This is a genomic window from Streptococcus sp. 29887, from assembly GCF_032595075.1.
GTDB classification, from domain to species: domain Bacteria; phylum Bacillota; class Bacilli; order Lactobacillales; family Streptococcaceae; genus Streptococcus; species Streptococcus iners.
The window spans coordinates 578,911-592,783 of the sequence record NZ_CP118735.1 but is presented as its reverse complement, the minus strand read 5'-3'; the positions used below and the strand labels follow the sequence as shown (position 1 = coordinate 592,783).

The window sequence follows — 13,873 nt, the reverse complement described above, 5'->3', positions numbered from 1 at the left end:
AATAAAACGCCTACTCAGTATGCAAAAACACCTGAGCAAGCTCAGGTGTCAATGAATTATGCTTCCAAGTAGTACTCTTTCACAATGTTCAAGTTTTCATCCAATTCGAAAACAAGTGGTGGGAAGTTTGGAATTTCCACATCCATGATTTCATCATCAGACAAGCCTTTGATGTGTTTTACAAGGGCACGGATAGAGTTGCCGTGTGCACCTACGAAAACATTTTTGCCGTCTTTCAAAGCTGGAGCAATCTTGTCTTCCCAGAATGGAAGTGCGCGCTCAAGCGTTACTTTCAAGTTTTCTGCATCTGGGATAACAGAACCGTCAAGGTGAGCATAACGACGGTCAGTGTGCGCTGAATGCTCATGATCCTTAGCCATTTCTGGTGGCAAAGTATCATAAGAACGACGCCAGATATGAACTTGATCATCACCAAATTCTGCTGCTGCTTCAGCCTTGTTCAAGCCAGTCAAACCGCCGTAGTGACGCTCGTTCAAACGCCATGATTTTTCAACTGGTACCCACAATTGATCTGCAGCTTCAAGAGCCAAGTTTGTTGTCTTGATAGCGCGTTTCAATACTGATGTAAAAGCAAGGTCAAAATCAATACCTGCTTCTTTGATCAATTTACCAGCGTCGATTGCTTGTTGAGTACCTTTTTCAGACAAATCAACATCAGCCCAACCAGTGAAAAGGTTAGCTTTGTTCCATTCAGACTCACCATGGCGAGCAAAAACCAATTTTACCATTTATGGATTCTCCTTTATATTTTGAGGTTTCCCTCTTATACTTCTCTATTTTACACGAAAATGTAAAAAAATGCTAGCTTTTCCACAATCTGTTTACGCTTTCATTCACTTTCATGTAAATTCAGTCTGTAGACCTATCTTTCTTCTTATGAAAAAAAATAAAATCATGGTATAATAGTTGGGCTGAACACGACAGTTCAAAACGATACCATATAGGAGTTATCATGCAAAAAGTAGCTATCGTGTCTGCCTACCGTTCTGCCATTGGCAGTTTCGGAGGTAGCCTAAAAGATATTGAAATCGCTGATTTAGGGGCGCAAGTTCTCCAAGCAGCTTTAGAAAATAAACAAATTTCAGCCAATCTTGTTGACGAGGTCATTTTCGGCAATGTCCTTTCAGCTGGTCATGGACAAAATATTGCCCGGCAGATTGCCATTAAAGCTGGTCTTCCAGAAACCACATCTGCTTACTGTGTCAATAAGGTTTGTGGCTCCGGATTAAAATCAGTCCTCCTGGCTGCCCAATCCATCATGCTTGGTGACAATGATGTGGTTCTTGCTGGAGGCATTGAAATCATGAGCCAAGCTGCCTACCTCTCCAAATCCAGCCGATTTGGCAGCAAGTTGGGTCATATCTCCCTCGAAGATTCCATGCTAACAGACGGTTTGACAGATGCCTTCAACGACTATCACATGGGCATTACAGCAGAAAATGTAGCTGAACGCTATCACATCAGCCGTGAAGCTCAGGACGTCTTTGCATACAGCAGTCAAGAAAAAGCTGCCAAAGCTATTACTGAAGGTCGTTTTGTAGATGAGATTGTTCCGATTAGGCTCAATAGTCGCAAGGGAGAAAGCATTTTTGACAAGGATGAATACCCCCGTCTAACCCCGCTTGACAAACTAGCCACTCTACGACCGGCCTTCAAAAAAGACGGTACGGTCACTGCTGCCAATGCTTCTGGTATCAATGATGGCTGTGCAGTCCTCCTTCTCATGTCTGAGGAAAAGGCTACCGAGCTGAACCTCACACCACTGGCCTATATCGAAAGTTATGCTACAAGCGGCCTAGATCCTGCCCTCATGGGAATGGGACCTGTTACTGCAAGCCAACAGGCGCTGCAAAAGATTGACAAAACAGTTGAAGATATTGACTTGTTCGAGCTGAACGAAGCCTTTGCAGCCCAGTCTATTCCAGTTGTTGACCAATTAGGAGCTGACCCTGCAAAGGTCAATGTCAACGGCGGTGCCATCGCTCTCGGTCACCCAATCGGAGCTAGTGGCAGTCGAATTTTGGTCAGTCTCATCCACGAACTCATCAAGCAAGATAAAGAGCTGGGTCTCTGTGCCCTCTGTATCGGAGGCGGTCAGGGTATCTCCCTTATCGTTTCCAATGCACAAAAAAATAGCAACTAATCATTTGTAAACAAAGGATAAAGTATGAACATCGGTATTGATAAAATCGGTTTTGCGGCACCCGATTATGTTTTAGATTTGGCTGATTTGGCCCTCGCCCGCAACATTGACCCTAACAAATATAAGATTGGACTTCTCCAGTCAGAGATGGCTGTCGCACCTGTTACACAAGATATTGTTACCCTTGGTGCTCAAGCTGCTGCAGCTATCTTGACAGAAGAAGACAAACAAACCATTGACATGGTCATCGTCGGAACTGAGTCAAGCGTGGATCAAAGTAAGGCCGCTGCTGTATCTATTCACGGTTTGTTAGGCATCCAGCCCTTTGCTCGCTCCATCGAGATGAAGGAAGCTTGTTACGGAGCCACAGCTGGACTAAGCTTAGCCAAGAGCCATATCGCTCAATTCCCTGAATCCAAAGTCTTAGTGATTGCAAGTGACATCGCCAAGTATGGAGTAGCTTCAGGAGGCGAGCCAACTCAAGGTGCTGGCGCCGTTGCCATGTTGGTCACTGCTAACCCACGCATTATGGTTCTCAATAATGACAATGTTTGCCAGACTCGCGACATTTATGACTTCTGGCGACCAAACTATGACAAGTACCCTCGCGTTGATGGTCGCTTCTCTACAATCCAATACACCGACTGCCTGACCACAACCTTTGATTACTACCAGAAGAAAACTGGCAAGTCACTGGAAGATTTTGCAGCCATGTGCTTGCACATCCCCTTCTCCAAGCAAGGTCTCAAAGGTTTACAAGCCATCGCTAAAAATGAAGAAACCCTCAACCGCTTGACAGAGCGCTTCCAAGAAGCCATCGTCTATAACAAGGTTGTCGGCAATATCTACACAGGCTCCATCTTCCTCTCTCTCCTTTCCCTTTTGGAAAATAGCAGAGCGCTCGAGGCAGGGGATCAAATCCTCTTTTATAGCTATGGTAGCGGTGCTGTCTGTGAAATCTTCAGCGGTCAGCTGGTGGATGGTTTCCAAAATCAATTAGAAGAAAACCGCTTAGAAAAACTCAACCAACGTAAAAAAATCAGTGTAGAAGAATACGAAAATATCTTCTTCCAAGAAGTCAGCCTAGACGAAACGGGTACGGCTATCGACCTACCCACAGACCCAGCACCATTTGCCCTTATCCAAGTAGATAAGCACAAACGCATCTATCGTAAATAAGCATTTTACCTATCATTCATTGGAATAATGAATGATAGGCTGATCGAATTTCCAGCACACTTTTCACAGTTAGCGTCAACATCTCAGCGCAGTGGTTGATTGGCAGATTTATTCGTGTTACCACACTCTAAATCTGACCATTTCGACTGTTGCGAACAATGTTCGCTCTATTTCCAACTTCCAACTGTCTCCCAGACAGTTGGAACTATGCGGGGGCGGGCTAAAATAGTCCAGTAGACTATTTTAGCCCGAGCCTATTGTTTGGAAGCGAGGAAAACTCTTTTCTATCAGTCAAGTTCTTTCCCGCTCCCCAAAACGGCGCCCTTTGGCTCTCAACCAAGGGCGCTTTTCTTTAGAAATTAGAAAGAGGAAATCATGGCACATTTCTCAGGATTCTATAAAAAATCACGTCAAGAACGCATTGATATTTTCCATCACCATCGTTCCCTATCCGAAGATAGCCTAGACATTCTTTACAAAGATGAAAACCTGTCTGAAGCAATTGCAGGTAAGATGGCGGAAAACCATCTGGGAACTTTTTCCCTACCCTTCTCTGTTCTGCCTGAACTGCTTGTGGATGGACAAATGTATTCTGTACCGATGGTCACTGAAGAACCTTCTGTGGTTGCAGCTGCCTCTTTTGGAGCCAAAATCATTGCCCGGTCTGGCGGTTTTACAACCACCATCCACAACCGCATCATGATTGGACAGGTAGCACTTTTTGATGTTCCTGATCATAGCAGAGCAAAACAAGTTATTCTTGACCAAAAGGACAATATTTTAGAAACTGCCAATCAAGCCCATCCATCTATTGTGAAACGCGGAGGGGGCGCTCGTGACCTGACTGTGGAAAGTAAGGAAGATTTTCTGATTGTCTATCTTCAGGTGGATGTTCAAGAAGCCATGGGTGCCAATATTCTCAATAATATGCTGGAAGCCATTAAGGATGACTTGGAAGTACTTAGCAATGGACAGGCTTTGATGGGTATTCTTTCCAACTACGCAACGGAATCCCTGGTCACTGCCCAGTGCCGTCTTTCCATCTCCAACCTTGCAACTAGCTCAGCTATTGCCCAAGAAACTGCTCAAAAAATCGCCCTGGCTAGCAAGCTGGCTCAGCTGGACCCTTATCGTGCTGCGACCCATAACAAGGGGATTTTTAACGGTATTGATGCCGTGGTGATTGCGACTGGAAACGACTGGCGGGCGGTGGAGGCTGGCGCTCATGCTTTTGCTAGTCGTGATGGCCACTATAAAGGGCTATCCACTTGGACAGTTGACGGGGAGCATTTGGTCGGCTCCATCACCCTGCCCCTTCCGATTGCATCGGTCGGTGGCTCCATTGGACTCAATCCCAAGGTGGCCGTTGCTTTTGACCTGCTCAACCAGCCCAAAGCCCGCCAACTGGCCTCCATCATCGCTTCTGTCGGGCTCTGTCAAAACTTTGCTGCCCTGCGTGCCCTAGTCACCTCTGGCATTCAGGCGGGACACATGAAACTCCATGCCAAATCCCTAGCCCTGCTTGCTGGCGCTGAGGAAGATGAAGTGGACAAACTAGCCCAGCTCTTGCGTCAGGAAAAACACAGCAACCTTGAAACTGCACAAAAGCTCTTAGCAAAAATGAGAGAACACTAAAAAAGAGGGAACCCCTCTTTTTTTAATCAATTATTTTCTCCATACGGAATTTTTGTGGTTTCATACCCAAACGGTCATAAAAGCGAACAGCCCCCGCATTGTCTGCCAATACATCCAAGGTTAGATTGTGGCAGCCCTGCTCCTTGGCATAAGAGAGAGCAAATGTATACAATTGCTCACCAATTTTTTGACCACGCGCAGAAGAGCCTACACACAGATCATCAATATACAAGGTCTTAACTGGTTCCAAAACATCACCAGTCGCAGTCGTGATTTCACAAAAAAGATGACCAACAACCTGACCTTCCAGTTCATAAACAAAAACTGACTTAGCAGGATTGTCCAAAAGTTTTCTTAATTCTTCCTCAGAATATTTTTGACCCTCACTCTTAAAAATATCTGGTCGTGCTTGATGATGAACCTGTAAAATATCTTGCAATAATTCATTTAATACTGGAATATCTGATTGTGTAGCTTTACGTATGGTCATAAAAATCTCCTCTTACTTTTGTTCTCTATTATAACAAAAGTTTGTTTTTTAACAAAATAGGTCTAAAGACCGATGAATTATCTGAAAATTCGGTTATACTGTAAGTGTATCCTAAAATTTTTCATAAATCTCCTTAAAAATCAGTCTACAAGGCTGGTTTTTTTGTTTTTCCAAAGTTACAAGTACTGTGATACAATTTGTCGATTACCTGTCACAAGGTCACCTACTCTTGTCAGCCGTCTAGCAGAAAACAGAGTTCCCTTGAAAGCCATCATGGACCGTGTCGGACATGCAGATGCTAAGACTACAACCCAAATTTACACCCATGTCACAAAGAAACTCAAGGCAAATGTAGCTGAAATCATGGAAAATTACTGATTTTATGCCCCAAAAATGCCCCAAAACACAGAAAAAAGCCCGTCGGACAAGCTAGAAAGCTTGATATGACGGGCTTTTTGATGCTTAGCCTCGCTCACTTATTTTTAGGCGAGGGATAAACCAGTCTATTCCCAGACTGGTTTTGCTCTCCTGTTTTCAAGCAAAAGATAAAAAGGTCCACTGGACCTAGTTTTGCTCTCCTATTTTCAAGCAAAAGATAAAAAGGTCCACTGGACCTTTTTATTATTTTACCGCATCCTTTTAATAGATGATAATTTCATAAGTATTATATAGTAGAAAATCTTGTTCTAATAGTGTTCATAAGTAGTAAAAATGAACAATTCCGACTGGTTAATATTGGTAAGTTTTAAACTTATGCCCCAATTTTGCCCCAACAAGAAATTCTGAATATTTTGGGGCATGCTTACTCTACTTTACTGTATTTTTGGCAAACAAAAAAGCCCCCAGCAATCGCTGAGGGGTTTTTGAAATACAATGATAGCGGTTGGGCGGCGTATCCAACATCTCAGGTACTCTCTCGAGTGCGTCAGGAGCCTTTCTGACCTCGTTATCATTCATTGTATTTAGTTTACTACTTATCTTCTATTTTGTCAAATGCTTTGATGCGACCGTTTCTCTTCATGTGATTTAATTTGGAATCTGTGATGTCATAAACCGAAGCCACAAAGAAATAGTCGTTTTTCTTATCTAGTTTGACAGCGACCAGAACATTATCTGCAAGGACTTTGATAACTTCAAAACTCTCTGTCTTCACATTCTTATTTTGACCAACAAAATCCGGCGAATCCAAAATAGTAGCAACATCTGGGATATATTTGATCATCTTTCGATGTCTGCTTTTTAACATATGTTTTTCAAGATTTTCTTCGTGGATCAGGATATCGGTTGCAGAAGTTTCTAACCCTACTATTTCCTTGATTTTTTGACTGATTTTTACATTGTATTTCATGATTTTTATTATACCACATTCCTTTTCACAAATCATAATCCCCAGCAAACGCTGGGCTGAAAAACTATTCTACACGCCCCCATGTTTCCACGGTCTGGCCATTTTTACGAACCTTAATCGGCATCCAACGACGGACACCAGCACGGGCAGAAACCCACGAAATCCAAACAAATCCATTGTATTCCACACGGACACGGTCATAGCGAACTGTTTCCCCCTTGTAATACATCCCTTGGGTCTTGCCCGATAGGTTAGGTTCATTGCGGAAGTAAATATCCTCGCTGGCTGTGAAACGCCCTGCTTCTGCATACTCCTGAGCCCCAGTCTGTGCGCCAGCCTGTCTAGGTTGGACTGTTGCTACTTGCGGGGCAGGTTGTGGGGTTGCTACTGACTTACCTTGCAGTTGGGCAAGATAGCTCTGGACCTTACGTTTGAAACCTTCCCAGTTGCCATTATCTAAGATACGATGTGGGCAATATTTTCCAGACCAATCCTGATGCTTGCGAATGCGGTCAATCCCCCAACCCATCTGGTGCAGGATAATAGCTGCCAGCTTAGCCCCATTGTCCTCGGACTTGGCATACCTTGGATTACCTGGGGTCAAGCTGTGGCAAATTTCAATACCGATAGAGGTCAAATTACCAGGACCAAGACCATCACCGCAATGCCAAGCATTACGATTGTGGGCAATCGCCTGAATGGCCTGAACATCATCGACAGCCCAGTGATACGAAACTTCATTCCAGTTGCCATTCATGTAGCTAATCTCAGCCAAGGCAGACGCGTCATTGGCTGTGTTGTGGATGGTCAGCCATTGCGGTGTCATGGCATTTGGACACTTGATACCCACCTTAGCAGCAGGCACTGGCATTTGTACAATTTTCAAACCAAGATTAGTCATTTGTTTCCCCCTTACCATCTAAGTCGTCTGTTTCAGAAAAAGTGTGGTCGGCAATATTTTTTTGATAGAGCTTGTCATCAAACTCCATGACTTCATCGAATTTCATTGTATCCTCCTACTGATTTTCTTTGTGATAGTTCTTGCTGGAAATCCCTAGTACAGTCCCTAGGAACGTCGCAAATAAGGCAATTGTGCCTGTGATGACCGACGTATCAAACTTGTATAAAGCACCCAGCCCTGTTATCAGTGTGATAACTGCTGGCACAACCACAGTCACGATACGTTTGGCAAGGTCGTACTCTTTATTGCTTAATGTCATCCTACCCCTCCTTCATAGGCAATTGAATATAGATTTGATACATGGTTTCAATTTCACCATTACCACCCAAAATCTTGTAACTATCAAAGAGTTTGGCAATCTCACGGCGTTCCTCAAGCGTTGTCCAGCCACGTTCGATAGCTGTGTCCAAGTCCTTAAAAAGCGTATAGCGGCGGCTACTGCGACTGCTGTTCTTGAGATTGTCCATATCGCTTTTTACAGCTTTTATGTTGCTCTGGTTGTCGTCAGCTACTTTCTTCAAGTTAGACACATCATCTTTGATACTCTCCATACCCTGTTTGAGTTCACCAAATTGAGCCTTATTGAGATTGTTAGACCGTGCCGCAAGATAGCCAAAACCACCAGTAGCGATGACACCGATAGTAGGTGCCACCGCTCCGATGATGTTTAAAATGTTATCTGGCATAGGCTAGACCTCGGTTGATTCTGCCCCTTGTGGGTCTGACCAATCTGGGTTGCCATGCTCATCAAATTTCATAATCCAATACTCTTCGTTGAGCATATCAGCAATGTTGATAGTCGTCGTAGTACTACCCCACTGGTTAAATGCCCAAATCGTTTCCACGTCCACAAATTTACGGCGACCATTCACAATTGCAGGACGCTTTTGGACATCGCGGTACATGTAGAAATCCTGCGTTGATGACTTGCAGCGGATAAATTCACCATTCTCTTTCATGTAGTGGAGCGCAGTCGCAAGGTCAAATGGTTGAGTAGTTTCTTCGAGGTTAAGCAATACGTTGTCAATAGTTTGAGTCATGATTATTCTCCTTTTTGTTCAATGATTTCTTCTGGTTTAGTAGCTTCGTCCAGTTGCTGAGTTAGATCATTAATTTCTGCCTGCAGACTAGCGATGGTACGCTGTGCCTCAGTTAGTTGTACAGCCAGCAAGTTCTTCGTCGTCATTTCCTCTGACAGTTTTGTCACGAGGTCGTTATTGGTCAAGCGTAGCGCTTGATTGATTTGTTCTTGGTTCATGTTTATCTCCTATTTATTATCCATTGTTTAAACGAATAGGTATTCCCATTCACGATTATATATACATCGGTGTCATCAAAGGCTATCCCGTTGCCAGAGTTTCTGGTAAGTTTCAACCCGGAATTACCAAAAGGATCAAGCCTCAGGTAGCCGTACGATTTCGTTGCCAGAGGGTAAATTTTGTCGGAAAGATATATTGGACTTGCAATACGCACTTCTCCGCTTCCGCCATCAACTTGAATAGCGGTACTGTACATGCCATTCGTCATTTCATAGCCTAAAGCAAGTGAATGATTTTTATTTGTATAAATATCAATCCCTTTTGATAATCCGGTACCTAACCTTGTAATATTTCCATATCCAATTCGTCCGACTACAGAATTGCCATCTTTGAATAAGAAACCGCTTTGATTATTATTTACGGTGATTAGCCCAGTTGTTAAATCAAAAGTAGTCACGTTGTTAACTGCAGATATAGTCTTCCCACGTAGCCAGCCTATCAAAGCATTCTCGATTTTCGCTTTGATAAATTCAGCATCAAGACCCTTGATCTTCGACACATCCAAGTTAATGATTTTAGCTATCCCTGCATCAATCTCACCGATGTGAGCCGTACCGATTTGACCTTTACCGATCATAGCTTCTTTGATGACACCGTCCTCGATGTATGTTTTACCAGTAATTTGTACGAGACTACCGTCAATCTTGACTGACCCATCTTTGTTTAGGTTGAGCTGGTTAAGTACATTGCCTGAGCTGGTCAGATTTTTAATCGCATAAGACCCAGCTAACGTGCTGACTTGGGTCTTAAGCCCGTTAGTACCAGACACCTCTTGGACCAAGCCAGCTGCCGTCTGAGTAACCTTACTGACATTGTCCAAAATGCTACCTGTCTCACCGACAGCACCAATAGTACGAGTGTGACTATCGACCGTGTCTGTGACATTATGTAAGGCTGTGACGGTGGCCAGGTCTTCAGGAGCTGGAGACCATGAACTAGCCATCGTACCAGCTTCTAGCTGCCATTCGCACAAGTCTAAGTAAAACTCAGCCAAATTTGGCACAGGAGGCAAAATCTGAAACGGATTAGCTCGTAATATAGTCATCCCTTTGATAAATTCAAAATCAAATGAATAGGTCTTCCATTCAGGCCCGATAGAGATTTGGCTTTTATTCCACGGCAAGTTGTTTGATGTACTACTTATCAAAATACCCATCACATTCATGTTGACTGGACTGCTTGCCCTTGCTTTAAAGCTAATTTTTCCTTTTCCAGACGTAGGCATTTCTGAGCTAAATCCCCCAATTTTGGTGTATAGTGATATGAGACTAGGATTAAGCGAGGGATTTGACCGTCTAATGCGTATAAACTCTCTGCTTCCATCTTTTAATTGTTCCGTTGATATTGGACAGGCCTGTGTGTCATTTGACAGCACCGAGACAGTTCGGCTACCAAGGATATAATTTCGTCCCCCTGCCTCCGTCGGTATCATGGCTTTAGTCTCACTTATCGTCCGGCTAAAACTATCCGCAGTCTCTCTGACGAGGTTTTGGACTGTTGTAGCCAAGGCATAAGGTTGCAATGCACTACTTGTAATATAACCACGACCTGTGATGTTGCTGTCAACATCAGACTTGGTCTGATAGCCTTTATCTGTGATTGCTTTATCAACTTGCGTACTTGTCAGACGTTTACTAATCTCTTGTGCATTTTGAGTAATCGCTGTCTCTGCACTACTCACACGACCAGTTAGTGTGTTGTAATCCGTTTGAGATACTTTACTTGATACGTCCCCTATCAGTTGATTGATTTTAGTCTCAGCAGTAGAGACCTTATCTTGAGTCGTTGTCAAGCGATTGGATAGTTGAGTCTGCCCTTCGGCGGTCTGAGTAATTAAGGTCTTAGTAGAGCTTAACTCCGAATTGATATCCTCTGGAGCTGGTGACCAGTCGCTTGGAATAGACGACAGTTCGAACTTTGGACGACCAGCTAAGGCTGTTCCACCAACCTGTATGTACATATTGACCCTATTTGCGCTGACGACAGACACGCCTTGCGGGATTTGTTTGGTCACCGAAATCCGTTCCCTCGGTTGGGTGCCTGATACGATCTTTTGACATTGCAGATACAAGACTTTACCGTCTGATAGATTAAGCCTTATCTCACACCCAATACGTGACAGTCCTCTTGAATCAGGAACTAGGTTTTCTCCCTTAATATCTAGACTAATAGTGACATATTTCCCTGAATATGCGTAGTCAATGAACTCTGGAGAGGTATCAAAATACCTACTTCCAGAGGTCGCATACACATCGCTTTTTAGGATATAGTTCCGCCCACCCAAATCACTCGGAATTTTACCCTCAACTCGAGTTAATTCCGTCCGAATTTGACCAGCCACGGTATCTACCTTGGCGCTAGCTGCATCGATTTTGCCATCAAGCGTCCGTGTGTTGGATGTTAGCTCAGTCAACTTACGGTCCACAGTCTCTTGATAAGTCGCTATATTTTGCAAATCGGTCTTAGCGGTATTTAACGCCTGACTAACCGTCGCTACCTGTGCTCTCGCATCTGCGATAGCTTCGGTCTTGACCTGGTTAGCTCTAGCCAATGCACTAGCAGCATCCGTCTTAGCTTGGTTGGCAAGTGATTCGACAGAATGGGTTTTGGACAATATATCCGCAACCTGTCTATCGTGTTCCTCAGATTGTGCTTGCATGGTTGTGTTGACTTGAGCGATTTCGGCATTGATACTTTCTTTAAAAGCCTCGACATCATTTATTACCGGCGGTTCTAGCCACTCCGCACCATTCCAGTAATACATCTTGGTCGTATCGCCAACTGTGAGATACAGGGTATCTCCCTTGGTTAAAGTCCCTTTCGGCACATCCTGTGGAAATTCTGTACCAAAGTACACGGTTGATTTACCGTCGGCTGACACCAGCGCTCTATTCGCTGTTTGAATTGCGCTTTCTGTCTCTTTTGAAACATTAGCTACACTACTCTTCAGCGAACTATATCCAACACTTTGTTTTTTAACTGATCCGATATCATTACAAGTTATGGCATGATCAATCACTTGACCTTTGATATCATATTTGGTTTCAAACGAGACGATACGTACGCGTTCTTTGAAATTGATATCTTCGTCAATGACCGTGATATAATCTCCAGCCAACGGTCTGGTGTATCGATAACCAGCTTTTTGCAAATCCTCCATGGCCAGCTGGACCGAGATAGAGTAACTATTTTCAACAGATTTTTTCAACACCGCCAGGAAGTTCTCGGCTATCGTAAATCGTTCATCAACATACGGCTCACCTTCCAAACGGCCATATATTGCTGCTAACGGAGAGACATACTCTACTTCAAGCCTGCCCTTCGAGTGGTCGTTCTCATCATGCCAAGCCCCCAAGCCTTTTTGATAAGTGATAAAATCACCTATTCGTTTTTCGATGCTTAGATCATTCAAGTTTAACTTTTTGCGGACAACTGTGGATAAATCTGTGCCGGTCCGTTCCAAAATCCGAACCACTTTTCCGCGTACTTGAAATTCAACACCAGCATGTTTTACCAAATCGTTGAATAGCTCAAGTCTCTTTTTCAGTCCAAAATTCTGCTTTCGCAAACTTCCGACTTCTACCTCAAGGTTGTATCGGTAACCACTGCCGTTGAAAATATGGTCTAGAAAAGTTTGAAACGGATAACTACCATCCAATTCCGAATAGACAGACGTCTTATCAAAATCCCAGAAGAATTGATGGACGGCATCGAACTGAACGATGTTTATTTTTCCGAGACTTTTCGGTTTTGCGTAAATGACTTTGTAATACTCATCTTCAAATCGAACACCCCATCCCTTCTCTATCTCAAGATTCCCATGCACAGTCCCCGAAAGCGACCTTTCGCCGTTCACGGAATTGGTATAGTTGAAGGTCGTTAATGCACCAATTTCATTTCCTTTATGATCTAAAAATGTTAGCATAGCACCTCCTTATTTATACAATTCCACAAAATTCAATAACTTAATAGTGCCATTAAAATTTGTGATAATTTGAGATTGTTTTCCAACACTTGGTTTAATCACGAAATATTCGTGGTTGGTTTTAGCTGTCACGCTTTGACCATTTAAAATCGTTTCGATGCCTTTGAGTTTGAATTTATCGCCAAGCGTCAAATTCGATGCCTGTTCAAACGTAAATCGCCTTCCGTCAATCTCAAAATAAAAACTAGATTGACCGCCAGCCGAAACCAATTCAACTTCAAAAGGCCAATCTAATTGACTTAGTTTAGCCGTTCCGTTATACGGTATAAGCTTGTTTGTCACCGCAAGTTCTCTCGGAACAGTCTGTCCAAACGGTAGCTCAGTCGTAACAAAAGACATTGATACGTCATACTTCAATCCTGCCGATGATTTCCCTATAAAAGAATAAGAACATCCATCCTCGGAAAGCACTTGATATCGGTAATGCCATGCTTTGTGTGGTAATTCCGAGACTGCTATGTCGCCAGTCGTGTGTCCAGGCAATTCAAAATTGTACAAATCATCTTTGACTGGCACCATTTTGGTAATATAAAATGCCTCGTCATCCATCAACAAGGCATTTAAGCTATCTTTTTTCGCTTCAAATTCTTCAATACTGATGCATGATAATCTCGCTGAAACCCGTATTGCTTTTTCAACAAAAACTGCATCTGCTAGTATTTTGCCAGAGCGCCCCCGCACCTTTCTAGAATCAAGCTCAAGAGCGGGAGAGGACTCACTGATAGCTATGTTGTATAAACCTAATTGCGAGAGTCTGATTGACAGACCCTCTTTATTTACCAATAAATCCAT

Annotated in this window: 13 protein-coding genes and 1 pseudogene; 4 read left to right on the top strand and 10 right to left on the bottom strand. The window is 43.4% G+C overall.

The window, feature by feature from the left end:
• Positions 1 to 56 precede the first annotated feature (56 nt).
• Positions 57 to 749: a phosphoglycerate mutase gene (locus tag PW252_RS03190; RefSeq protein WP_105118139.1), complete on the bottom strand. Its 693-nt coding sequence runs from the start codon at positions 747 to 749 to the stop codon at positions 57 to 59.
• A 224-nt stretch (positions 750 to 973) separates the two neighbouring features.
• On the opposite strand from PW252_RS03190, the gene PW252_RS03185 reads away from it, so the two are divergent.
• The 3 genes from PW252_RS03185 (at position 974) to PW252_RS03175 (ending at position 4,978) form a co-directional block, all read left to right on the top strand.
• Positions 974 to 2,164 carry an acetyl-CoA C-acetyltransferase gene (locus PW252_RS03185; RefSeq protein ID WP_248050654.1) on the top strand — a complete coding sequence of 397 codons (1,191 nt, stop codon included), beginning with the start codon at positions 974 to 976 and terminating at the stop codon, positions 2,162 to 2,164.
• A gap of 24 nt (positions 2,165 to 2,188) precedes the next feature.
• Complete coding sequence (locus tag PW252_RS03180) at positions 2,189 to 3,343, top strand: hydroxymethylglutaryl-CoA synthase (RefSeq protein ID WP_248050653.1); 1,155 nt, start codon at positions 2,189 to 2,191, stop codon at positions 3,341 to 3,343.
• Positions 3,344 to 3,718: 375 nt separating this feature from the next.
• Positions 3,719 to 4,978, top strand: coding sequence for a hydroxymethylglutaryl-CoA reductase, degradative (locus tag PW252_RS03175; protein WP_248050652.1), 1,260 nt, complete (start codon positions 3,719 to 3,721; stop codon positions 4,976 to 4,978).
• 22 nt (positions 4,979 to 5,000) lie between these two features.
• Here the strand turns inward: PW252_RS03175 and PW252_RS03170 are convergent, their stop codons facing one another.
• Positions 5,001 to 5,468, bottom strand: a complete 468-nt coding sequence (locus tag PW252_RS03170) for a GNAT family N-acetyltransferase (RefSeq protein ID WP_248050651.1) — start codon at positions 5,466 to 5,468, stop codon at positions 5,001 to 5,003.
• A 225-nt stretch (positions 5,469 to 5,693) separates the two neighbouring features.
• On the opposite strand from PW252_RS03170, the pseudogene PW252_RS03165 reads away from it, so the two are divergent.
• Positions 5,694 to 5,846 (top strand): annotated as a pseudogene (locus PW252_RS03165) (tyrosine-type recombinase/integrase); the annotation flags it as partial.
• A 592-nt stretch (positions 5,847 to 6,438) separates the two neighbouring features.
• Here PW252_RS03165 and PW252_RS03160 read toward each other — a convergent pair.
• From PW252_RS03160 to PW252_RS03125, 8 genes are all read right to left on the bottom strand, one after another.
• Positions 6,439 to 6,816: a PBECR3 domain-containing polyvalent protein gene (locus tag PW252_RS03160; RefSeq protein ID WP_024394270.1), complete on the bottom strand. Its 378-nt coding sequence runs from the start codon at positions 6,814 to 6,816 to the stop codon at positions 6,439 to 6,441.
• A gap of 64 nt (positions 6,817 to 6,880) precedes the next feature.
• On the bottom strand, positions 6,881 to 7,717 hold the full coding sequence (locus PW252_RS03155; RefSeq protein ID WP_248050650.1) for an N-acetylmuramoyl-L-alanine amidase: 837 nt from the start codon (positions 7,715 to 7,717) through the stop codon (positions 6,881 to 6,883).
• Between the two features lie 115 nt (positions 7,718 to 7,832).
• On the bottom strand, positions 7,833 to 8,036 hold the full coding sequence (locus tag PW252_RS03150; protein WP_248050649.1) for a phage holin: 204 nt from the start codon (positions 8,034 to 8,036) through the stop codon (positions 7,833 to 7,835).
• Between the two features lies 1 nt (position 8,037).
• Positions 8,038 to 8,463, bottom strand: coding sequence for a hypothetical protein (locus PW252_RS03145; protein WP_248050646.1), 426 nt, complete (start codon positions 8,461 to 8,463; stop codon positions 8,038 to 8,040).
• Between the two features lie 3 nt (positions 8,464 to 8,466).
• Positions 8,467 to 8,817 carry a hypothetical protein gene (locus PW252_RS03140; RefSeq protein WP_248050644.1) on the bottom strand — a complete coding sequence of 117 codons (351 nt, stop codon included), beginning with the start codon at positions 8,815 to 8,817 and terminating at the stop codon, positions 8,467 to 8,469.
• Positions 8,818 to 8,819: 2 nt separating this feature from the next.
• Positions 8,820 to 9,035, bottom strand: a complete 216-nt coding sequence (locus tag PW252_RS03135) for a hypothetical protein (RefSeq protein ID WP_248050639.1) — start codon at positions 9,033 to 9,035, stop codon at positions 8,820 to 8,822.
• A gap of 2 nt (positions 9,036 to 9,037) precedes the next feature.
• Positions 9,038 to 12,922, bottom strand: coding sequence for a phage tail protein (locus PW252_RS03130; protein ID WP_316716840.1), 3,885 nt, complete (start codon positions 12,920 to 12,922; stop codon positions 9,038 to 9,040).
• A gap of 108 nt (positions 12,923 to 13,030) precedes the next feature.
• Entirely contained in the window at positions 13,031 to 13,873 is an 843-nt protein-coding gene (locus tag PW252_RS03125; protein WP_248050634.1) for a phage tail family protein, read from the bottom strand.

What these genes read in the sequence shown, in the direction of transcription:
- PW252_RS03190 (WP_105118139.1), bottom strand. Translation starts at nt 749, where the DNA reads ATGGTAAAATTGGTTTTTGCTCGCCATGGTGAGTCTGAATGGAACAAA.
- PW252_RS03185 (WP_248050654.1), top strand. Translation starts at nt 974, where the DNA reads ATGCAAAAAGTAGCTATCGTGTCTGCCTACCGTTCTGCCATTGGCAGT.
- PW252_RS03180 (WP_248050653.1), top strand. Translation starts at nt 2,189, where the DNA reads ATGAACATCGGTATTGATAAAATCGGTTTTGCGGCACCCGATTATGTT.
- PW252_RS03175 (WP_248050652.1), top strand. Translation starts at nt 3,719, where the DNA reads ATGGCACATTTCTCAGGATTCTATAAAAAATCACGTCAAGAACGCATT.
- PW252_RS03170 (WP_248050651.1), bottom strand. Translation starts at nt 5,468, where the DNA reads ATGACCATACGTAAAGCTACACAATCAGATATTCCAGTATTAAATGAA.
- PW252_RS03160 (WP_024394270.1), bottom strand. Translation starts at nt 6,816, where the DNA reads ATGAAATACAATGTAAAAATCAGTCAAAAAATCAAGGAAATAGTAGGG.
- PW252_RS03155 (WP_248050650.1), bottom strand. Translation starts at nt 7,717, where the DNA reads ATGACTAATCTTGGTTTGAAAATTGTACAAATGCCAGTGCCTGCTGCT.
- PW252_RS03150 (WP_248050649.1), bottom strand. Translation starts at nt 8,036, where the DNA reads ATGACATTAAGCAATAAAGAGTACGACCTTGCCAAACGTATCGTGACT.
- PW252_RS03145 (WP_248050646.1), bottom strand. Translation starts at nt 8,463, where the DNA reads ATGCCAGATAACATTTTAAACATCATCGGAGCGGTGGCACCTACTATC.
- PW252_RS03140 (WP_248050644.1), bottom strand. Translation starts at nt 8,817, where the DNA reads ATGACTCAAACTATTGACAACGTATTGCTTAACCTCGAAGAAACTACT.
- PW252_RS03135 (WP_248050639.1), bottom strand. Translation starts at nt 9,035, where the DNA reads ATGAACCAAGAACAAATCAATCAAGCGCTACGCTTGACCAATAACGAC.
- PW252_RS03125 (WP_248050634.1), bottom strand. Translation starts at nt 13,873, where the DNA reads ATGGATTTATTGGTAAATAAAGAGGGTCTGTCAATCAGACTCTCGCAA.